General features: G+C 72.9%; 18 protein-coding genes. 10 read left to right on the top strand and 8 right to left on the bottom strand.

Annotated features, from left to right (window positions below):
* Positions 1-4 precede the first annotated feature (4 nt).
* The 3 genes from AB0M28_RS04770 to AB0M28_RS04760 form a co-directional block, all read right to left on the bottom strand.
* Positions 5-2,038: a flotillin family protein gene (locus AB0M28_RS04770; protein WP_365397730.1), complete on the bottom strand. Its 2,034-nt coding sequence runs from the start codon at positions 2,036-2,038 to the stop codon at positions 5-7.
* A gap of 82 nt (positions 2,039-2,120) precedes the next feature.
* The gene (locus tag AB0M28_RS04765) at positions 2,121-2,759 is read right to left on the bottom strand and encodes a hypothetical protein (RefSeq protein WP_365397727.1); all 639 of its coding nucleotides are present in this window, start codon (positions 2,757-2,759) and stop codon (positions 2,121-2,123) included.
* A 113-nt stretch (positions 2,760-2,872) separates the two neighbouring features.
* Positions 2,873-3,538, bottom strand: coding sequence for a helix-turn-helix domain-containing protein (locus AB0M28_RS04760; protein ID WP_365397724.1), 666 nt, complete (start codon positions 3,536-3,538; stop codon positions 2,873-2,875).
* 42 nt (positions 3,539-3,580) lie between these two features.
* Between AB0M28_RS04760 and AB0M28_RS04755 the strand changes: the two genes are divergently transcribed.
* The 3 genes from AB0M28_RS04755 (at position 3,581) to AB0M28_RS04745 (ending at position 6,199) form a co-directional block, all read left to right on the top strand.
* Entirely contained in the window at positions 3,581-4,114 is a 534-nt protein-coding gene (locus AB0M28_RS04755; protein WP_365397721.1) for a VOC family protein, read from the top strand.
* Positions 4,115-4,327: 213 nt separating this feature from the next.
* The gene (locus tag AB0M28_RS04750) at positions 4,328-5,575 is read left to right on the top strand and encodes a cation:proton antiporter (RefSeq protein WP_365397718.1); all 1,248 of its coding nucleotides are present in this window, start codon (positions 4,328-4,330) and stop codon (positions 5,573-5,575) included.
* Positions 5,576-5,767: 192 nt separating this feature from the next.
* On the top strand, positions 5,768-6,199 hold the full coding sequence (locus AB0M28_RS04745; RefSeq protein ID WP_365397715.1) for a hypothetical protein: 432 nt from the start codon (positions 5,768-5,770) through the stop codon (positions 6,197-6,199).
* Here AB0M28_RS04745 and AB0M28_RS04740 read toward each other — a convergent pair.
* Entirely contained in the window at positions 6,183-6,668 is a 486-nt protein-coding gene (locus AB0M28_RS04740; RefSeq protein ID WP_365397712.1) for a hypothetical protein, read from the bottom strand. The two genes, AB0M28_RS04745 and AB0M28_RS04740, sit on opposite strands and share 17 nt — an antisense overlap.
* Positions 6,669-6,990: 322 nt before the next feature.
* Between AB0M28_RS04740 and AB0M28_RS04735 the strand changes: the two genes are divergently transcribed.
* The 5 genes from AB0M28_RS04735 to AB0M28_RS04715 all read left to right on the top strand — a co-directional run bounded on the left by AB0M28_RS04735 (position 6,991) and on the right by AB0M28_RS04715 (position 15,716).
* On the top strand, positions 6,991-7,995 hold the full coding sequence (locus tag AB0M28_RS04735) for a TIGR03842 family LLM class F420-dependent oxidoreductase (RefSeq protein ID WP_365397710.1): 1,005 nt from the start codon (positions 6,991-6,993) through the stop codon (positions 7,993-7,995).
* Between the two features lie 131 nt (positions 7,996-8,126).
* Positions 8,127-9,677, top strand: a complete 1,551-nt coding sequence (locus tag AB0M28_RS04730) for an NCS1 family nucleobase:cation symporter-1 (protein ID WP_365397707.1) — start codon at positions 8,127-8,129, stop codon at positions 9,675-9,677.
* Between the two features lie 26 nt (positions 9,678-9,703).
* Positions 9,704-11,971 (top strand): hypothetical protein, encoded by a 2,268-nt coding sequence (locus tag AB0M28_RS04725; RefSeq protein WP_365397704.1) that lies wholly within the window; start codon positions 9,704-9,706, stop codon positions 11,969-11,971.
* Positions 11,968-14,142 (top strand): hypothetical protein, encoded by a 2,175-nt coding sequence (locus tag AB0M28_RS04720; RefSeq protein ID WP_365397701.1) that lies wholly within the window; start codon positions 11,968-11,970, stop codon positions 14,140-14,142. Before AB0M28_RS04725 ends, AB0M28_RS04720 begins: the two co-directional genes overlap by 4 nt.
* Positions 14,139-15,716, top strand: a complete 1,578-nt coding sequence (locus AB0M28_RS04715; RefSeq protein WP_365397698.1) for an Hsp70 family protein — start codon at positions 14,139-14,141, stop codon at positions 15,714-15,716. Before AB0M28_RS04720 ends, AB0M28_RS04715 begins: the two co-directional genes overlap by 4 nt.
* A gap of 44 nt (positions 15,717-15,760) precedes the next feature.
* Here the strand turns inward: AB0M28_RS04715 and AB0M28_RS04710 are convergent, their stop codons facing one another.
* Together AB0M28_RS04710 and AB0M28_RS04705 are read right to left on the bottom strand one after the other, a co-directional pair.
* On the bottom strand, positions 15,761-17,374 hold the full coding sequence (locus tag AB0M28_RS04710) for a hypothetical protein (protein WP_365397695.1): 1,614 nt from the start codon (positions 17,372-17,374) through the stop codon (positions 15,761-15,763).
* Positions 17,375-17,504: 130 nt separating this feature from the next.
* Complete coding sequence (locus AB0M28_RS04705; RefSeq protein ID WP_365397692.1) at positions 17,505-18,230, bottom strand: Sir2 family NAD-dependent protein deacetylase; 726 nt, start codon at positions 18,228-18,230, stop codon at positions 17,505-17,507.
* A 107-nt stretch (positions 18,231-18,337) separates the two neighbouring features.
* On the opposite strand from AB0M28_RS04705, the gene AB0M28_RS04700 reads away from it, so the two are divergent.
* Positions 18,338-18,721 (top strand): hypothetical protein, encoded by a 384-nt coding sequence (locus AB0M28_RS04700; RefSeq protein WP_365397689.1) that lies wholly within the window; start codon positions 18,338-18,340, stop codon positions 18,719-18,721.
* Here the strand turns inward: AB0M28_RS04700 and AB0M28_RS04695 are convergent.
* Both AB0M28_RS04695 and AB0M28_RS04690 read right to left on the bottom strand, forming a co-directional pair.
* Positions 18,705-19,238, bottom strand: coding sequence for an AAA family ATPase (locus tag AB0M28_RS04695; RefSeq protein ID WP_365397686.1), 534 nt, complete (start codon positions 19,236-19,238; stop codon positions 18,705-18,707). The two genes, AB0M28_RS04700 and AB0M28_RS04695, sit on opposite strands and share 17 nt — an antisense overlap.
* Positions 19,235-20,311, bottom strand: coding sequence for an ADP-ribosylglycohydrolase family protein (locus tag AB0M28_RS04690; protein WP_365397683.1), 1,077 nt, complete (start codon positions 20,309-20,311; stop codon positions 19,235-19,237). The genes AB0M28_RS04695 and AB0M28_RS04690 overlap by 4 nt, the downstream gene beginning before the upstream one ends.
* A 58-nt stretch (positions 20,312-20,369) precedes the next feature.
* Between AB0M28_RS04690 and AB0M28_RS04685 the strand changes: the two genes are divergently transcribed.
* On the top strand, positions 20,370-21,002 hold the full coding sequence (locus AB0M28_RS04685; RefSeq protein ID WP_365397680.1) for a hypothetical protein: 633 nt from the start codon (positions 20,370-20,372) through the stop codon (positions 21,000-21,002).
* Positions 21,003-21,016: the final 14 nt, after the last annotated feature.

Here is a 21,016-nt window from a genome sequence, read left to right as displayed (position 1 = left end):
TGGGTCAGTGCTGGGCCGGGATGCCGTTCACCGCGGGGCCGGCCAGCGCCGCCAGCGGCAGCTCGGCCGCGCCCGAGCCGCGGATCGCCTCCAGCAGTTCGGTCAGCGCAGGGGTGTTCGGGCCGCCCGCGGCGATGAGCCGGGTCAGCAGGCCGGCGAGGGTCACATCGCGCAGCCCGCCCGCACCCAGGCCGGAGGCCATCGCGGCCAGGTCCCGGGTGAAGGTGGAGTCCTGTGCGTCCAGCCAGGGACCGGCCATGGCCTGCACGGCCGCGGAGTTGTTCACGAACCCGTCGACCGCCCTGCCCGCGGACACGGCGCCGACCAGCTTGTCGAAGAAGACGCTGTCCCCGCCGACGATGTTGATGTCGGCGTTCTCCAGCCCGGTGGCGAGCACCGTCGCCTGCGCCTCGGCGATCTTCGCGTGTACGTCGATGCCGGCCAGCCGGATGTCCTTCTCCGCCGCGAGCCGCAGCCGGTACTCCTCGTGTTCCCGGCCGGTGGCGTCCAGCTCCGCCATCGCGGCGGCCTTCTCCTTGATCCCGTCGGCCTCCGCCTGCATCTTCTCCCGCAGCCCGGTGGCCGCGGCGAGGGCCTTCTCCCGCTCGACGGCCGCCTCGGCCGTGCCGACCTTGGCGATCGCCTCCGCGCTGCGCTCCTTGACGTGCGCCTCGGCGAGCCCGGCCGCCGCCGCGTCCGCCTGCTTGCCCTCTGCCAGCCGGATCGCGGCAGCCGCGTCCAGGTCCGCGGCCTTGCGCCGCGCCTCCGCCTTCGTCAGCGCCTCGGCCGCCCAGTGCCGCGCCGCCGCCTCGGCCGCCTCGGCCGCCTTGATGTCCTTGACGAGGCGCTCCTGGGCCTGCGCCTCCGCCGCGATGATCAGAGCCTGGCGCTCGCGCTCGGCCTCCTCGACCGTACGCAGCTTCTTGATCTCCTCCTCCTGCTGCGCCACGGTCTTCTCCACCGCGATCCGCTCCCGGATCACGTCCGCGATGTCCCGGCGCTCGCCCTCCAGCTCCTTGTCCTTGGCGATACGGCGCAGCTCGGTCTCCCGTTCGCGGGCGATGACCTCCAGCACCCGGTCCTTCTCGATCCGCTCGCTCTCGATCGCCACCACCCGGTCCCGGTTCAGCCGGGCCACGGCGACCTCCCGCTCGCGGTTCTCCTCCTGGACGCCGATCTGCTCCTCGGTCCTGATGTACGCCGTCGAGGACTTCAGCCGCTCCTCCGCCTGCACCCGGGCGGTCTCGGCCTCCTCCCGCGCCCGCACGGTGTTGACCTCCCGGGCCTGCTTGGACTCCGCGTCGGCCTGCCGGCGCTCCAGCTCCAGCACCGCCTCGCGGGCGTCCACGTTCTGCCGGGTGATCTCCTTCTCCTCGTTGCGCTTGAGCTCGTTGGTACGGACGTTCTCCGCGGCCGTCAGCTCGGTGATCTTACGGATGCCCTGGGCGTCCAGGATGTTCTGCGCATCCAGCTGCACCAGCGGCGTCTGCTCCAGGAAGTCGATCGCCGCGTCCTCCAGGCTGTAGCCGTTGAGGTCGGTGCCGATGACGGCGATGATCCGGTCGCGGAACTCGTCCCGCTTGGTGTACAGGTCGGCGAAGTCCAGTTGCTTGCCGACCGTCTTGAGCCCCTCGGAGAACTTCGCGTTGAACAGCTCCTGCAGCGTGTCCTGGTCGCTGGCCCGCTGGGTGCCGATGGCCTGGGCGACCTTGATGACGTCCTCGACGGTCTTGTTGACCCGTACGAAGAACGAGATCCGGATGTCGGCGCGGATGTTGTCCCGGCAGATCAGCCCCTCCTTGCCGGTCCGGGTGATCTCCATCGTCTTCACCGAGATGTCCATCAGCTCGGCCTTGTGCAGCACCGGCAGCACCACGGTGCCGGTGAAGGTCACATCCACCCGCCGCATCTTCGACACGATCAGCGCATGGCCCTGCTGCACCTTGCGGAAGAGGCGGCTGAGCATGAACAGCACCGCGATGGCGATGAGCAGGAGCACGGCGAACAGGACGCCGATGCCCGTGGTGATGGCATCCATCGAGAGATTCCTTGTCGTGAGAAGCGTGAAGTCGGCAGCACGCGCGCGCACGCGGTGCCCGCCCCGAAGCCGGACGGACCGGTCAGAGCTCGAAGGGCGCGATGCGGAAGAACTCGCCCTCGGCGTCGTAGTCGAAGATCAGGGCGCTGGCACCGGCGGCCAGCCCGGTATCGGGCTCCGCGCGAACCTGCACGATGGCGCTCGATCCATCGCCCGCCGTCACCTCGGCCTGCCCGAAATCGGGGCCGACGGCCCCGGTGCGTACGGTGCAGACCAGGCCCACGAAATCGAAGCGGCTGGCAGCGGGCGCCGAACCGGTCAGCCGGCGCAACGGCCTGGCCACCAGCCAGGTCGCACCCCATCCGGCCACCGAGGCCGCCACGAGCCCGGCCACCCCCGCCATCCAGGCGAGCAGCCCGCCCAGCCCCAGCCCGTCGATCAGTACGACGGCCGTGAGCGACACGAACCACGCCACGGCGATCACCAGCGACACGGCGACCGTCAACGGGATCCCCCCGAGCCCGAGGGCCGCGGTCAGACCGAAAAAGCCGCCGGCGTCCCCTCCGGCGTCGGCGGCCACGTCGCCGGGCGCCTCGGCGTCCAACACCTCGCCGAGCCCGCCGGAGATCGCGGCGAACAGCCAGTAGGCGACGACGACGATGAGCGCGAACGAGAAGACCACGGCAGGAAAGGCGAACGCCGCCTCGACGAACGCGCCCATCGCCCACCCCCGTTCAGCGGCCCAGCGTCGCCGCCCGGCGCGCTGTGATGCCGATCGTGGCACGGGAGCATGCGCCCGTTCATTGCCAGATCCCGGCAATCTTTACGCCCTGCTCATACGCACGGCTGCTCCATCTCGCCTGACGGGGCGGCCACTTCCCGCAGTACCTCCGACAGGGTGCTGTGCAGCCAGCGGCCGTACTGCTGTGGTGTCCACCTCGTCGTGCGGCGCAGCAGCAGGTAGGTCTCCGCCTGCCCCGCCAGTGCCACCGTCTCTGCCTGCCACTCGGGGTCCGCTGGCTCGGTGAGCAAGCCATCGGCTCGGGCGGTCCGGACGAACTGGAGCAGCAGCTCGCGGGTGGCGGTGCGGCCGGCCTGGAAGGCGTCCGCCAGCTCGGGTTCGGCGGCCTGAGCCTGCAGGACCACTTCGAACAGGTCGGCGGCGCGTTCCATCAGGTCGGTGGTTCCCGTGACCAGCGCCGTGATCCGGTCGGCGAGGGTGCCGGCGGTCAACGCTGCTCGGTACCAGTCGCTGTCGCGCACGGCCTGTTCCGCCGTATCCCCTGCCACGGCCGCATCGACGACGCTCCGCAGCAGCGCCGCCTTGGTGCCGAACCGAACGTAGACGGTCCGGGGTGCGAGCTGGGCGCCCTCCGCGACTGCGGTGAGGGTGGTCGCGTGGTAGCCGTCGCGCACGAACAGCTCGCGGGCGGAATCAAGGATGCGCTGCTTCGTCTCGGCCACCCGCGCAGCGCGGAGCCCCTTGACAGGATCGCTCATGGATTGCAGTTTAACTGCAACAATGCAGTGAGACTGCAATGAATGGGAGGCATCTTCATGGCCACCGACCATGCTCCAGTGCTGGACGGCGTACACCATGTCAAGCTGCCGGTCGGCGACATCGGACGCTCGCGGTCGTGGTACGCATCCCGGCTCGGCTACGTGCCGCTGATCGAGTTCACCAAGGACGGCCGGACCACCGGCATCTCCATGGTCCACCCGAACGGTGGGCCGATGATCGGATTCGTTCTCGATCCCGACCGCGCCCGACGCGCGAGCGGCTTCGACTACTTCTCGATCGGCGTTCCGGGCAAGGCGGAGCTCGAGGACCTGGCCGCTCGGCTGGCGGCTCTCGGCGAGAAGCACGCGGGCGTCCACTTCGCCACCATCGGCTGGATCCTGCCCGGCACGCACGACCCGGACGGACACGAGGTCCGCTTCTACAGCACCGACCACCACACCCGGCTCCCCGCCGACGGCAAGCCTCTGGTGGTGGAGGACCCGATCGGCACGGAAGCCGAACGCGAGCAGGCGTATCGATCGCAGAGCGGCGACGGTCACGGCGGCACGCCCTGACCGCACGGAGCCGTGGGCGCGACGTCATGGTGCCGCCTGGCAGCCGGACCCGGCCGGGATCGCGGACGATGTCGGCAGACAGCGCCCCGCCACATTGCCCGTTCAGGTTCTGTAAGGATCGCGTCAGGATCCAGTAAGGTCACCGGCGGTGTGCCGGGAAGCCTGGTCGGCGAGTTGAGGGATTGTTCTCTTCGCTGATCGGGGGCGGTCGTCATGGTGCTCGTCAGTGTCTTCGGGATCGCCCTGCTGGTGGCGGTGCTGCTCTCGGGGCTTGCCGCCCGCACGATCCTGTCCACCTCCTTCCTGTTCCTGGTCGGCGGGGCGCTGGTCAGCGACGGCTTCCTCGGGCTGATCCACATCACGCCGCGCAGCGAGGTCGTCGCGGTGACCGCGGATCTGGCGCTGTTCGCGGTGTTGTTCACCGACGGCATGCACGTGTCCTTCCCGGAGCTGAAGAGGGCCTGGCGCAACCCGGCGCGGGCGCTGGGGCTCGGCATGCCGCTGGCGTGCGTGGGAACGGCGGTGGCCACGCACTATCTGGTACGGCTGGACTGGACGACGTCGTTCCTGGTGGGAGCGGTGCTGGCACCGACGGACCCGGTGTTCGCCTCGGCGATCGTGGGCCGCAAGGAGGTACCGGCCCGGCTGCGTCAGCTGCTGAACGTCGAGAGCGGCATCAACGACGGGCTGGCGCTGCCGGTGGTGCTGCTGCTGATCGCCGCGGCCGGGCCGGCCGCCGGGCACGGCGAGGCGTCCGCGACGAGGATCATCCTGGAGCTGGCGCTCGGCCTGGCGTTCGGCGTCGTGCTACCACTGGCGGTGGCCGCGCTGGTGCGACTGCCGCTGCTGGGCGCGGAACCCAAGCTGCAGCCGCTGCTGCCGCTGGCCACCGGGATCATCCTGTACGCGGCCTGCCACCTCACCCACGCCAACCCCTACCTGGCGGCCTTCTCCGCCGGCGCGGTGCTGGCCTCGGTCTCGCCGCGGGCGGCGGAGGCGTTCGGGCCGCTGGGCGAGTCGCTCGCGGAGCTGGCGAAGTTCGCCGCGCTGCTGGTGTTCGGGGCGCTGCTGACCCCGCAGTTGTTCGGGGACCTGTCGGCGGGCGGGTATGTAACGGTGGCGCTGGCGATCGTGGTGATCAGGCCCGCGTCGCTGCTGCTGTCGCTGTGGCGGACCCGGTTCGACCGGAGGGAGAAGCTGGCGGCGGCCTGGTTCGGCCCGAAGGGCTTCGCCTCGGTCGTGTACGGGCTGCTGGTGCTGCAGTCCGGCATCCCGCAGGCGGAGAGCGCCTACACGCTGATCGCGGTGTGCATCGCGTTCTCGATCGTGGCGCACTCCAGCAGCGACGTCCCCGTCGCACGGGCCTTCCACGTCGACGACCTGGTCGGCTTCGACGACGGCGAGGACGCTGCGAACAGGGACCTGCCCGAGCAGAAGGGAGTCAGCCATGCGCGCGCCTGACCTGGCCGAGGAGTGTCCGACCACTGACATCGCCGGGCGGCGGCCGTCTGCTTTCAGTGCGGCCCCTTGGCGACACCCGCGCTGAAACCGCCCTGAGGTCGGCGTAAAACCGGACGGGCGCAGGGTTGGCCTCACCGAGAAGGCGACGCGGCCGAGTAGTGGGGCCGCGAACGAACCCAAGGAGCAGCGACCATGTCTCTCGCCCTCACCAGCCACGACAAGGACACCCTGCGCACCGCCGCGTACGGCGCCGTCGCCCTGCTGGCCGCCGCCGATGCCGCCGGGGCGCCGGGCAAGGTTGCCAGTCGGGGGGCCATTGCCCTGGCCTGTGCCACCGGGCCCGTCGGGCACGTGCTCGCCGAGCGGGCCAAGGTCGTCGGGTTGCGTGGCAAGTCCGTTGCCGAGCTCGCCGATCGGGTGCTGCCCTGCCTGACCGATGCCATGGCCCTGCTCCGGGAGCGGGATCCGGCCCTGGCCGACGACTTCCGCGGCATCGTCGACCTCGCCGTCGAGAGCGCCACCCTGGCCTCCAAGGGGCGGTCCGGTCCCGTCCTCGCCGCCATGGCCCGGCAGATCGCCTCTGCGCTCGACGCCGCCCCCGCCCCCGCTACTCCGTCAGCGTGAACGACACCGTCGCCGTCAGGCCCGAGTCCGTGCCCTTCGCCTGCACCGTGTACGTCCGGCCCGGAGCCGACAGGACCGCGAAGTCGTGGTCGAACTCCCCGTTGTCGTCCGCCGTCTCGCCGCCCTGCTGCTGGCCCGTCTCCGGCGCGGTGAACTCCACCGCCTCGCCGGGCTTGAAGCCCGAGCCGTGGACCCGGCACGGCTGGCCGTTGGACACCTCGCCGCAGGAGTTCAGCGCGGCCGGCCCCCACGTCTCGACCTTCTCGGGGTCCGTCGGACCCGTCGACGGGGCCGTGCCGCCCGGGTTCGGCTCGCCGGTCCCCGAGTTGTCCCCGCCCGACGACGAATCGCCGCCGCCGTCGCCGACCACCTGCGGCATGTTGATGTTCAGATCGAACTGGTTGTTCGCCACCTGCAGCCCGAAGAACGCGACGATCAGCGCGGCGATCAGTTCCAGAAGTTTCTTCATCTTCCCCCCTCGGCTCCCCACCTCCCATGTTCCGGGGCCGCACCCCGCCCCCGCATCGGTGTTTTCCCTTGACTTCACTACGGGTCAACCCGTGTAGACCGTCTTGCCAACCCCCGCGAACAAGTCCACGATTGTCCCTTTCAAGCGACCCCCACCGCCGCGCACCGAGGCGAGGGGGTCTCCGGCCGGACGCGATCGGACCGCCCGAACGGCGGCGCAACCGCGACCGGCCGGAGGCGGTTCACAGGGTGCGCGCGGGGCGCCGGGCACGGCGCCGCGCGTCAGCATCCGCCCGTACCTGGACCGAACAAAGGAGACCGGAGTGGACTTCGGACTCGTCCTGCAGACCGACCCGCCCGCATCGGCCGTCGTCGGCCTGATGCGCCGCGCCGAACGCAACGGCTTCAGCAACGGCTGGACCTTCGACTCCACCGTTCTGTGGCAGGAGCCGTTCGTCATCTACAGCCGCATCCTGGAGCACACCACCAAGCTCAAGGTCGGCACGATGGTCACCAACCCGGGCACCCGCGCCTGGGAGGTCACCGCCTCCGCCTTCGCCACCCTCAACGAGATGTACGGCAACCGCACCGTCTGCGGCATCGGCCGCGGCGACTCCGCCATGCGGGTGGCCGGGCGCCGGCCCAACACGCTGGCCCGGCTGAGCGAGGCCATGCGGGTGATCCGGGATCTCGCCGAGGGGCGGGAGGCCGTGGTCGACGGCACACCGCTGCGGCTGCCCTGGGTCAAGGACGGCCGGCTGCCGGTCTGGATGGCCGCGTACGGGCCCAAGGCGCTGGAGATGGCGGGCCGTGAGGCCGACGGGTTCATCCTCCAGCTCGCCGACCTGTACCTCACCGAGTACATGGTCAAGGCCGTCCGCGACGCCGCCGCTGCCGCCGGCCGCGACCCCGCCTCGCTGACGATCTGCGTCGCGGCCCCGGCGTACGTCGGCGACGACCTCGACCACGCGCGCGAGCAGTGCCGCTGGTTCGGCGGGATGGTCGGCAACCACGTCGCCGACCTGGTCGGCCGGTACGGCGAGCACTCGGCGGTCGTCCCCGAGGCGCTGACGGCGTACATCAAGGAGCGGCACGGGTACGACTACTCGCACCACGGGCGCGCCGGGAACCCCTCCACGGACTTCGTGCCCGACGACATCGTCGACCGGTTCTGTCTGCTGGGGCCGGCGGAGGCGCACATCGAGAAGCTGCAGGCCCTGCGCGAGCTGGGCGTGGACCAGTTCGCCGTGTACGCGATGCACGACACGAAGGAGGAGACCATCGACGCGTACGGCAGCCAGGTGATCCCGGCCCTGCGCACCACCTGAGAACCGCCCGAAGCCAGTACGTCCTTCGCTCGACGACCCGCACGGCCACCGTCCCCGGGGCCGGCCGCCAGGCTCCCGTCCGCCCGCGGCCGACCCCAGCCCTGCCCGCTGAAGCGAAAGAGGACCGACGTATGACCGCGACAGCCCCGCCCCCGGCCGGCGGCCAGATCACCGACGCGGAGGGCCGCGTCGAACTGGCTCCCGGCGCCATCCCCTCCGACGAGCGCTTCTACAACGACGACCTGCGGCCCGTCCCGTCCGCCGAACGCACCTGGCGGACGTACAACTTCATGGCCCTGTGGGTCGGCATGGCCCACTGCATCCCGTCCTGGACGCTGGCCTCCGGGCTGGTGGCCCTCGGCATGGACTGGCGCCAGGCGGTGTTCACCATCGCCCTGGCCAACGTCCTCGTCCTGCTGCCGATGCTGCTCACCGGGCACGCCGGGCCCAAGTACGGTATCCCGTTCCCGGTGCTGGCCCGCGCGTCCTTCGGGCTGCGCGGCGCCAACCTGCCCGCGATGATCCGCGCCGCGGTGGCCTGCGGCTGGTTCGGGATCCAGACCTGGATCGGCGGGCAGGGCATCTTCGTCCTGCTCGGCGGCGTCTTCGGTGCCGACTGGGCCTCGTACGAGAAGATCGGCGGCCAGCCGTGGCCGCTGTGGGTGTGCTTCCTGCTGTTCTGGGTGCTGCAGATAGCCATCATCTACCGCGGTATGCAGACCCTGCGGCGCTTCGAGAACTGGGCCGCGCCCTTCGTGATCGTCGGCGCGATCGTGCTGCTGGTCTGGATGGCCGACAAGGCCGGCGGTCTCGGCCCGCTCCTCGACCAGCCGTCCCAGCTGGGCTGGGGCGCCGACTTCTGGCCGGTCTTCTTCCCCGCCCTGATGGGCATGATCGGCTTCTGGTCCACGCTCTCGCTGAACATCCCCGACTTCACCCGCTTCGGCCGCGGCCAGCGCGCCCAGGTCTGGGGCCAGACGCTCGGACTGCCCACCACCATGACGCTGTTCGCGGTGCTGTCCGTGCTGGTGACGTCCGGTTCGCAGGCCGTGTACGGCGAGGCGGTCTGGGACCCGGTGCAGCTGGCGGGGAAGGCGGACAGCAAGATCGGTCTGCTCTACGCCCTGGTCACCGTGCTGATCGCGACGATCTCCGTGAACCTGGCGGCGAACGTCGTCTCCCCGGCGTACGACCTGTCGCATCTGGTGCCGAAGTACGTCAACTTCCGCACGGGCGCGCTGATCACCGGCGTCGTGGGCATCGTCATCTTCCCGTGGAAGCTGATCGAGTCCCCAGACGTCTACATCTTCACCTGGCTCGGCACGGTCGGCGGGCTCCTCGGCACGGTCGCCGGCATCCTCATCGCCGACTACTGGATCCTGCGCCGCACGGTGCTCGACCTCCCCGACCTGTACCGCGCGGGCGGCCGCTACTGGTACGCGAACGGCTGGAACTGGCGGGCGCTGGCGGCGTTCCTGGTCGGCGGGGTGCTCGCCGTGGGCGGCTCGCACACGGACGCCGGCGTGCAGGGGCCGTTCCCGGAGGACGGGCTGATCCCGTTCCTGAAGCCGCTGTCGGACTACGGGTGGGCGGTGGGCCTCGGCGCGTCACTGGTGCTGTATACGCTGTTGATGCGGTCTGTCGTACGGCGCGGGCGTGAGCCGGTGGCGATGACGGGGTAGTTCCGGTCGGCGGGGGAGGCGGGCGGGTGTTCCTCGGTTCCAGCGGATTGTTCCACCGGGTGCTCTGGGAGCGTGAGACCGGACGCGCGGGGTGGCGTGGCGGCGCCGCCTGGTGGCTGCTGCGGTGGCGGGCCCGGTCCCGTTGGTGGGGGGCCACGGCCCGCTTCTACCTGTGGCTCCTGTGGTCGGAGCGGCCCGACGACAAGGTGTGGCCCGTGCTCTCCCGGTTCGGGACCCGTGTGCGGTACGCCGACACCATCGGCCTGCCGCTGATCGCTCTCGGGCACCCGGACGCGCTGGAACCGAAGCACCGCCGGGAGCTGCTCGAGTGCGCGCGGCGCGACGACGGCCATCCGGTGGCCGAGGCCGCGCGCAGCCTGATCAGGGACGCGCCGGCCGCCTTCCGCGACGCGCTCTGCGAGGAGGCCCTGGGCGAAGCGGACGTGGCCGAGGCGTGCGTGGCCGCGGGCGCGTTCCCCTCGGACCCGGCGCGGCGTGCGGTGTTCGCGCTGCTCACCGGGCAGTTCGAGCAGTACGAGGCGGGGGACCCGGACGGGACCCTGCTGGTGGCGGGTTACACCGCCGCGGACGGCGCCGGGCGGCGGCGGGTGCGCGAGGCCCTCGTCGAGGGCGGGCGCGGCGATCTGCTGCGTCTGCTCGCGTCGGGCGCCCCGCTGCCCGTGCCGACCGCCGCCGGGATCCGGCACCTGGCCGTGCAGCTCGGCGCGTCGCGGGATGTCGCCGGGCTCGTCGCGCTCGCCCGGCGGCTGCCGCTGGCCGAGGCCGTCGACGCCGTACACCAGGGGCCCGCAGGGCCGAACGGCGATCCGCTGTACGGGCTGCTGCGCGGCGCCGACCTCCGTGCCGTACGCCGTGCCCGCCGCCGTATGGACGGCGCGGGCCGGGAAGTCGAGCTGTCGGGTGTGCCGTTGACCGCGTCGGTCGCGCCGAACGGCGTGGGGGTCGCGGTCCTCACCGCCCCGCCCGACCGTCCGGGGCGCGGGCCCTGTCCGGTGACGCTGACGCACGTCCCGCTGTCCGGCGGCGAACCGGCCTCGGTGACGCTCGACTCGTTCCAGCTGAACGCGGGGACGAGGGTGCACCACAGCGGCCGGCGGATAGCCCTCGGGGCGGATCAGCACATCAAGCTGTTCAGCCTGAGCTGCCGCCGGGTGGGCAGGCTCACCGTGCCGCAGAAGAGGGCGGACACCGGATCGGTCTACGCCATGGGGGACTCCGAGGTCGTCGACGAGATCTGGCCCGTCACGGTTCTCCCCGGCGCCGACGCCCCGCTGCTCCTCCTGCGGGCGGTCAGCCGCCGGCTCAACAGCCGCCACGTCGCACGGGACGAACTCGCCTTCTACGACCGCCGCTGGAACGAGACCGCCCGCCGCGAGATCGCGGCGGACTCGTGGTACGGCAGGACGTACGAGGGGAGCGATCCGACCACACCGCTGCCGGCCAGGACCGTCGCCGTGAACGCCGACGGATCCACGCTGGCGTACCAGTCCGTGTCGAAGCTCGGCCTCGTCCGGTTCCACGACGTCGTCGGTGGGCGCACCGCGGTGAAGGAGGGTACGCGTGGGGTGCAGGCGTTGTGCTTCAGGGACGCGGGCACCGTCGCCGGGCTGTACGCGGGCGGTGCCCTGAGGGTCGACACCGATCCCTGGACGGACTCGGCGGTCCATGCGCGGCGCGACCTCGCGGGGGTGCACGAGGACTCCCATCTCGTCCACTGGGGCGGCCTCCTGCTGGCGAACCTGGCCCCGGACGGCATCCGCGGAGCGCACACCCTCGGCGCCTACGACGCCGTCACCCTGGAGGACGCGGAACCGCCCGCGCTGCCGGAGGACACCACGCGGCTCAGCGGGCTGTGGACCGACCCCGCGGGGACCTGGCTGGCCGTCGCGGGACCCGGCCGGCTGCGGATCCAGCTGCCGCACGACCGTGCCGGGGAGCTTCCGGCCGCCGTACCGCTGGACGAGCTGGCGCCCCGCCATCTGCGGGTGATCGAGGCGGCCCGGTCTGCCGCGGCCGATCCCGACGTGGCCGCCTTCCTGCAGCTCCTGCGCGACTGCGTCCTGCTGCGCACCGGCGACGCCGTCGCCCTGGGCGCCGGCACGGCCGTCGCGGGCCCGCACGATGTGGCCGTCCGCCCGGTGCCGTACGACGTGGCTTCCGGCTCCGTGCTGTACGACGTGGCTTCCGGCTCCGTGCCGTACGACATGGCCTCCGACTCCGTGCCGTACGACAGCGACGCCCGCCCCGTGCCGTACGAGGAGCCCCCCGCATGATCCGTAGCTCCGCGCGCCTCTACGACGACCTGGAGTCGTACCGCCGCAACGGCGTGGGCGAGGGCCGCGCCCGTGCCGCCCGGGCGGCGCTGCTGCGCCGGGCGCGCAGCCCCCGGTGGGGCGGCGAGGCGCGCGAGCAGCTGTGGCGCGTGTGGCTGGCGGCGCCCGAGGGCGACGCGGAGGCGTGGCTGATCCTGCGGCGGTTCGCGGAGCCCGCCCGGGCCGGCTCCGCCCGGCCGGCGTCGCTCATCGCGCTGCGTCACCCCGACGCCCTGCGACCCGCCCACCGCGGCGAGGTCCTGGCGTGCGCGGTCCGCGGCGCGCACCCGGTGGCGCGGGCCGCCCGCCGTCTCATCGCCGACGGCCCCGACGAGCTGCGGGACGCCGTGTGCGAGGCGGCGCTGGGCATCCCCGGGCTGACCGGGCTGTGCGTCGCCGAGGGCGTGTTCCCCGCCGACCCGGCACGGCGCGCGGTGTTCGCCCTGCTCACCGGGCAGTTGGCGCAGTACGAGGCGGGGGATCCGGACGGCGCTCTTCTCGCCGCGGGCTACGCGGCGGCCCTCGCCGACGAGCGGCGCCGGGTGCGCGAGGCCCTCGCCGAGACCGGGCGCGGCGATCTGCTGCGCACCCTCGCCGCCGCGGACCCGCGGCCCGCCCCCGGCTCCGCGGAGACCCGCCATCTGGCGTCGCGGCTGCGCGCGGTGGGGGACACCGACGGGCTGCTGGGCCTGGCCCTGCGCCTGCCGCTGGACGCGGCGGTCGAGGCCGTACAGGGGAGCAGCCCGCCCGCTGCCCACGACGACCCCCGGTACCGGCTGCTGCGCGCCGCCGACCCGTCCGCCGTACGGCGCGCCCGGCGTCGGCTGACGGGCGGCGGCACCGACCTCCCCGTCCCCGGCCGGCCGCACAGCGCGTCCTTCGCCCCGGACGGATCGGGCATCGCGGTGCTTGCCGGTGAGTACGACGACGAGGGCCGGGACCCGGGGCAGTTGTCGGGGCTCGTGCTGCGGCACTTCCCGCTCCCCACAGGCCGACCGGTCACGCTCGCGCTGCGCCGCGGGCAGGCGGTGCCGGGGGAGGCGTCGGTGCTGCACACCGGCCGGAGCGTGGCGCTGGCGGACCTGCTCGGCATCAGCGTGTACGACCTGGAAGGCCGGCCGGTGCACGCCCCGGAGCTGGGCGCCGCTCCGGTCGTCGACCTGTGGAACACGGCCGAACACCGGTCGCTGTACGGCCTGTCCCCGCTCATGCCGCTGGCGTTCCCCGCCCCCGGCGGCTGCCGCGTACTGCAGCGTGCCCGGGGCGGCACCCATGAGACGCACCTCGCCCACCACGGGCTGGTGCGCTTCGACGACGCCTGGCGCGAACGCGGCCGGCGCGCGGTCCGCTCCGGCGAGTGGAGCGGCAGACCGTACGGCCTGTACGCCGAGCCGGACGGCGAGAACGCCGCGGCGGCGAACGCCGACGCCTCCCTCCTGGCCTGGGTCTGGCCCGGGCCCGACCACGGCGTCCTCATCCACGACCCCGCCACCGGGCGTACGGAGCTGACCGCCCACCTCACCGGCCGGGCGGAGCCGCCGCGGTCGGTGTGCTTCACCGACCGCCACACCGTGGCCTGTCTGCACACCGGCGGTCTGCGCACGTACACCCTCACCTCGGCCGGCGCCCGGCCCCGCGCCGAGCGGGCGCTCGCGGTCGAGGCGGTGGGCGACCTGGTCCTCTTCGACGGACTGCTGGTCACGACCGACCGGCGGCGTCTGCGGGCGTTCGACCCCGTCACCCTCCAGGACGCCGAACCGCCCGCCCTGCCGGACGGGTTCGCCTCCGTCACCGGATTGTGGGCCGACCCCTCCGGCACGCGGCTGGCCGTCGGCGGTCACGGCGGGCTGCGGGTGTACGCGCCGTACGACGGCGGATCCGCCGCCCCGTACGACGTTGGATCCGCCGCCCTGGCCGTCGTACCGCTCGCCGACCTCGCGCCGCGCCACGTGCGCGAGATCGACGCCGCGCTGGCCGGGCGGGCGGGCCGCGACACCGACGTCCGCGCCTTCCTGCGGCTCCTGCGGGACTGCGCCCTGGCGCGGACGGGGGATGCCGTGGCGCTGTCGCGGGCGCATACGGCAAGCGGCCCGTACGACGTCGCCGTCCGCCCCGCGGAGGACCGCCCGTGACCGTCCGGATCGGCCTGGACTTCGGCACCGCCAACACCGTCGTGGCGCACTGGGACGCCGGCCGCGGCGAGGCGCTGCCCGTGCCGCTCGGCGGTGTCGAGCGGGTACGGGACGCGGCGGGGGTGCTGCAGCGCGTCGTACCGTCCCGTATCGCGTACGAACCGCACGGCGAGCGGCGGCTGATCGGGGCGCGGGCGGACGGCGAGGGGGCGGGTGTCTTCCAGTCGATGAAGAACTATGTCGCCGGACGCACCGCCGACATCCCGCGCCGCGTCGGCGCTCGCCGCATCACCGCGCGCGGCGCCGCCACCGACTACCTCACCGACCTGATGGCGCTCACCGTGCTCGCCGTCGGCGCCGGTGACCTGGAGATCGTGGCGACCGCGCCGGTGGAGTCGTTCGACCCGTACCGCGACTGGCTGGTGGGAGAGGTCGCCGCGGGCGGCGGCTTCGCGGGGACCCGGCTGCGTGTCGTGGACGAGGCGAGCGCCGCCGCCGCGGGGTACGGGGCCCGGCTCGGGCCCGGCGCGGTGTTCTGCGTGGTGGACTTCGGGGCGGGGACGCTGGACGTGTCCGTCGTACGGGTCGAGGGGGACGGCCCCGCCGGTCCCGGGGTGCGGACCGTGGCCAAGGCCGGTGCCGCTCTCGGGGGCACGCACATCGACGCCCTGCTCGCGCAACAGGCGGCGGCGGGGGTGCCGCGCGGGGACGCCGTCGCGTACAACCGGGTCTTCCGGCTGCTGACCTCGTCGGCCGAGGACGCGAAGATCGCGCTGTCCTCCGGCGCGGACCGGGCGGTGATCCGTACGGCGGACGGCTCGGTACGCCACGAGGTGACCCGTGGCTGCCTCGACGCCCTGCTGCGCGACGCCGACGTCATCGGCCGCTTCGCGCGCGTGCTGCGCCGCGCGCTGGACGCGTCCGCCGACCACGGCTGCCCGGCCGCCGCGATCGACCAGGTGTTCCTGGTGGGCGGCAGCTGCCTCCTGCCGGCCGTACGGGACGCCGTCACCCTGCAGTTCGCCCCGGACGCGGTGCGCGTGGACCGGCCGCTGGAGGCCGTCGCCGCCGGGGCCGCGGCGATCGCGGGCGGCCGGGAGCTGAGCGACCACGTGCAGCACGACTACGCGATCCGCCATCTGGACCCGGCGACCGGCGGGTTCGCGTACGAGACGGTCGTGCGGGCCGGTACGCCGTACCCCACGGACGCCCCGGTGAAGACCCTGACCCTCACCGCCGTACACGACGGCCAGACCCGCCTCGGCCTCGCCGTCTTCGAACTCACCCACGCCACGGGCCGCGACGCGGACGCGGGCCTCGAGCTGGTCTACGACCCCTCGGGCGGGGTCCGCGCGCTCCCGGTCACCCCGGAACAGCGCACGGACCGCGCGACACTCTGGCTCAACGAACACAGCCCCACGTTCCTCACCGCGACCCCGCCGGCCCGGGCGGGCGAGGACCGCTTCCGCGTCGACTTCCACATCGACGCGCAGAAACGCCTCACGGTCCGGGCGTACGACCTGCTCCGCCATCGGTGGGCGGTGGAGGGGCTGCCGGTGGTGCGGCTGTCGTGAGGCGGCGGCGCGCCCGTTGCGCGGGTGCGCCGCCACCCGGTCGGCTACGGCTGGGAGTCCACCCAGCTCAGGTCGTGAGCGAACAGGACGCGCTGGCAGCGGGAGTCGCACTGGGGCGTCGTGCCCGCCTCGGCCGCCTCCTGCTGGTCGACCTCCTGGGAGTGCTCCGAGACCGACCACAGGCGGTCGGCGCCGCGTTCGTAGTACAGGTCCTCCGCGCCGGTCGCGGTCAGGACATAGCCGCCGGCCGTGACCAGTTGGCCGCTGCTCCAGGTCAGGCGGTAGAGCCGGGCCGGCTCGTCCTTGCCCGTGCTGGCGTTCACGTACAGCTTGCCGTTGTACGCGAGAGCGCCCTGGGCGCCGCCCGCCGCGTGGGTGGAGTCGCCGGGCAGGGGCAGGTAGTTCGCCCAGCCCTCGGCGGCCACGTCGCTGGTGCGACCCTCCAGGGAGGCGATCGGGTACGAGGCGATCCGGCCGGTCGAGGGGTAGCCCGACTCGGGGCGGCAGTACTCGCCCATGACCAGGCGGTCCGGCACGGTGCTGCGGTCCAGGGAGATGTACGAGGCCTTCGGCGCACCGGTGGAGACGCACGCGTACGAGCCCGTCGGGTTGCTCTGCGTGGCCTTGAACTTCCAGGCCGCGACCTGCGGCATCACATAGCGGTAGCCGAAGCTGTACCAGACGTTGTCGTGCCGGCCGACCTTCGTCTTGTCCTGCACGTCGGCCGTGGTCTGCACGCCGTCGGTGTCGGCGCCCATCGCGTCATGGGTGCTCGGGTCGTTGTCGGGATCCAGGTCCATGATGTAGCGCATGTCGAAGACCCGCAGTCCGTTGCGGGTGTCGGCGACGTACAGGTAGTTGCCGTACCAGACGATGCCCCCGGCGTGGACGCCGTTCTGCTGCGGGTTCTCGGAGGCGTGCACCCCGTCGAAGGACACGTGGTCGGCGGAGTTCTCGTACGTCCAGGCCAGCAGCACGTGCCGGTACTTGACCTCGGTCGCGCCCGTGGTGGGGTTGGCCCGCTTCTGCACGAACGTGACCCGCACGCCCTTCTGGTTGCAGGCGTCGTTCGCCTCCAGCTCGGCGCTCGTGCAGTCGCCCACGCCGGGCAGCGGGTCGTCGCTGCGTCCCGGGTCCCAGTTGTCGTACGAGGCGACGAGCTGGATGTCGCGGGCGGTGCCCCAGTCCTCCTCGTCGCGGGCGTCCGAGACGCCGGTCATGCCCTGGGGGACCCACTCGCGGGAGACGGAGTCGTCGTTCTGCAGGCAGTACTTGAGCGCGGGCGCCGGGGCGCCGACGAAGGGATTGCGGGTGCAGGCGGTGCCGGTGGTGATGGTGCGGTTGGCGTCGGTGAGCAGGTTCTGCACGCCCGACTTGGGCAGCACGGCGTCCAGCCGCGCCACCCGCGCGGTCGTGGTGTCGTTCAGCGCGCCGGGCGACAGCGTGAAGTCGCCGGGAGCGGCGGCCCCGCCCGGGCTGGTCCACGCCCGGGTGCTGTACGGCGAGGGCGTGCCCTCCGTGGCCTGGGGGTCCTGCTGCCGGGACGAGGCCGGGTCGGGCTGTTCGTCCGCCTGAGCCGGTGCGGACAGGCCGGTGAACGCCAGCACGGCCACGGCTGCCGCCGTGAGCCAGGCGTGGCGTATTCGGCTGTGGGACATGTGGGGATGCCTCCGTTACTCCTGTGACAGGTGATTCATGTGCGACACATGAATCGAACGGAGGCTTTCAGATCATCTGTCGACGACGCAAGGACGACCGGCCCGGCAAGTCGCCGGCCACTTAGGGGAATTACCCGCCCAACCCCTGCAAAAGCTCCGGCAGCGCGCTGCCGATCGGCTCGCGGATCACCTCGGCGGCGAGCGCGTCGTACGGCGTGGGCTCGGCGTTGACGATGACCAGCCGGGCGCCGTGCTCCGCGGCGAGACCCGCCAGGGAGGCGGCGGGCTGGACCTGCAGGCTGCTGCCCACGGCGATGAAGAGGGTGCAGGCCTTCGCGATGCCCATCGCCTCACCGATGACCACCGGGTCGAGGCGCTGGCCGAACATCACGGTGGCCGTCTTGAGGATGCCCCCGCAGGCCCGGCACGGCGGATCGTCCTCGCCCCCCGCCACCCGCTCGAGCGCCTGCGCGGTCGGCGTACGGGCGTGGCACCGCGTGCACTCGACCTCGCGGGAGGTGCCGTGCAGCTCCAGCACCTTGCGGGCGGACACACCCGCCAGCTGGTGCAGCCCGTCCACGTTCTGCGTCAGCACCCGCACCGCCACACCGGACCGCTCCAGCTCGGCGATGGCGAGGTGCGCGGCGTTGGGCCGCGCGTCCCACAGCTCACTGTCGCGCCGCATCAGCCACGACCGCCGGCGGATCTCGGGATCGGCCATGTAGTAGTCGTACGTCACGAGCTTCTCGGCCTCGGGATCCCGCCGCCACAGCCCCTTCGGACCGCGGTAGTCGGGGATACCGGAGTCGGTGGAGATCCCGGCGCCGGACAGGATCGCAACGAGGGGCCTGTTCATGGCCCCGAGGTTAGGGTGCCCCGGTGCTTCCGGGCGAGGGGATATCAGGGGTGGGTGCCGCGCGCCGGGCGGGGGGTGGTGGGTGGGTGGGGCTAGGGTCCGGTGGCATGGCGGAACCCATTTACTACGTCGACCACTCCGACATCCGCGAGGGGAGGATCGGCGAGGTCCGGGAGGGCATGCGCGATCTGGCGCTGTTCGTCGAGGCGCGCGAGCCGCAGCTGATCGCCTACGACTTCTACATCGACGAGTCCGACTCCACGATGACCGTGCTGGCCGTCCACCCCGACTCCGCGTCGATGGAGGTCCATCTGCAGCTCGGCGGGCCGAAGTTCCGCGAGTTCGCCGCCCTCATCCGCATGCGGTCCATCGACGTGTACGGGCGGCCGGGCGCCGGGGTCGTGGCGCAGCTCCGGGAGAAGGCCGAGATGCTCGGCGGAGGCACCGTCACCCTCCACACCCTGCAGGCGGGGTTCAACCGGCTGGGGTGACCCCGACCCCGGCGGCGATCCGGCGGGCCACCTCCCGCGGCGCCACGTCCGTCGTGTCGACGACCCGCGCCGCGGCGTGCAGCCAGGGCACCGACCGCTCGTACACCTCGACGTGCTGCATCCGGAAGCCGTGCGGGTCCGCGTTGTCCGGGTCCGTCTCGATGCGATGGCGGATCGTGGCCGGGTCCGCGTGCAGGACGAAGTGGTGGACCGGGACGGACGCCTTCGCCAGGCCCTCGCTGATCTCCGTCCAGTACGGCTCGTCGAGCACCGTCTGCGGGACGACGAGGGTGCCGCCGACGTACTCCAGGAGCTGCGTCGCCGTCTCCACCACCAGCCGCCGCCACGGCGGCCAGTGCTGGAAGTCGCCCAGCGCCGGCAGGCCCGTGACCCCGCCGCAGAGCATGTAGCCCACGTACTCCGCGTCGAAGATCCGCGCGTCCGGCAGGAGCCCGACCAGCTCCTTGGACGTCGTGGTCTTCCCCGCCCCGAAGGTTCCGTTCAGCCAGACGATCATCCGCCCGACCCTAGCCGGGGCGCGGTGGAGCGCGCCAGGCGCAGCGTGCGGGACGCCAGGGCGGAGATCCGGGAGCCGTCGTAACCGAAGACCGCGCTGCGGACGGTGTCCTGCAGCGGCTCCGTCCACTGCGGCGGGATGTGCGGGGCCCCGCACAGGACGCCCGCCACCGAGCCGGCCGTCGCGCCGTTGGAGTCCGTGTCCAGGCCGCCGCGGACGGTGAGGGCGATGGTGCGGGTGAAGTCGCCCTCGCCGTACAGGAGGCCGGCGGTGATGACGGCGGCGTTCGGGACCACGTGGATCCAGTGGTGGCGGCCGGGCTCCGGGGCGGTCTCCGCCAGCGCCTGGGCCCACGGCACGCCCTTGTCGTGCAGCTCCGCCGTCCGTGCCACCACCTCCCGGACCGCGCCGGACGGCAGCACCGTCAGCGACGTGAACAGCGCCTCGCGGGCCGACGACGCCGTGAACGCCGCCGCGATCAGCGCCGCCGCCCACATCGCGCCGTCGGCGCCCGCCCCCGTGTGGGAGACGAGCGCGTCCCGGCGGGCGAGACCCGCCGCCGACACCGGATCGCCGGGGCAGACCCAGCCGTGGATGTCGGCGCGGATCAGGGCACCGATCCAGTCCTGGTACGGGTTGCCGGTGGTCGCCGTGGCGGGCGGCGCGAGCCCGTCGACCAGATTGCGGTACGCCACCCGCTCCGCCGTGAACGTCTGCAGATACGGCAGCCGCTCCAGCCACAGCTCGCCCACCTGCGCGGTCGTGAAGCCGAAGCCGTACCGCTCCAGCAGCTCCAGCCCGAGCACCGCGTAGTCGACGTCGTCGTCCCGGCAGCTCCCCCGGATCTGCCCGCGCACGCACAGCGGCCACTCGGGGCGCAGCTCGAACTCCACCGGGTCGGGCGGCGGGTGCAGCGCGGGGAGGTAGTCGTCGAGGGGGAGGGCGTTCGCGCGGCGCAGGTAGCGGTCGATGCGGTCCCGGGTCCAGTGGTCGCCGTTCTCGACGGGCTTGCCGAGCATGTTCCCGGCGATCCGCCCGAGCCAGCCCCCGTACACCCTGTCGAGGAGGTCCATACGGCCACGTTACGTCGGAAGGGTCCCGAATGGCCGGTTCCTGGCCTAGCGTTCGGCCATGGATTTCTTCCCCCTTCCGGCTCTCCCGGAGACCCTCGCGGATCCGGGGCCCGCGTACGAGAAGCCGCCCTGGCTCGGCCCGCCCGGGCACCTGCTGGGCGCCCACATACCGATGGAGCGCGTGCTGTACCGCTCCGAGCACCTGGTGCTGGCCCTGCAGAAGGTGCTGGCCTTCCCGGCCGGCGTGCGGCTGTCGGTCCGCGTCGAGGCGCGCCGCGCGCCGGACGTCAAGCCCGAGGAGTTCCTGCGCGACCACGACCTCTTCTACGGCACGCTGCAACCCGGCGACGAGGTCCCCGGCCGCCACCCCGACAAGCTGCTGCGCTTCGGCGTGCGCTTCCCCGACGGCCGCAAGGCGACGACGCTGGACCACCGCCACCGGCCCCTCGACGAGGGCGTCGAACCGACGCCGCCCGTGCTGCACATGACGCGCCGCGGCGGAGGCGGCGACCAGGACCACGTCGCTCTCGCCCGCCGCCTGTGGCTGTGGCCGCTGCCGCCGCCCGAGCCCTTCGAACTGGGCTGGGAGTGGCCGCACTTCGGCGTCCCGCTGACGTTCGCCACGCTGGACGGCGCGGCGATCGCGCAGGCGGCGGACCGGGCCGTCCCCCTGTGGCCGGAGGCCCGCTGACCGCTGGGCATAGG

It is taken from the genome of Streptomyces sp. NPDC051940 (assembly GCF_040680895.1).
Taxonomy (GTDB): domain Bacteria; phylum Actinomycetota; class Actinomycetes; order Streptomycetales; family Streptomycetaceae; genus Streptomyces.
The sequence above is the reverse complement of the archived record's forward strand: the minus strand, read 5'-3'. Positions and strand labels throughout refer to the sequence as shown.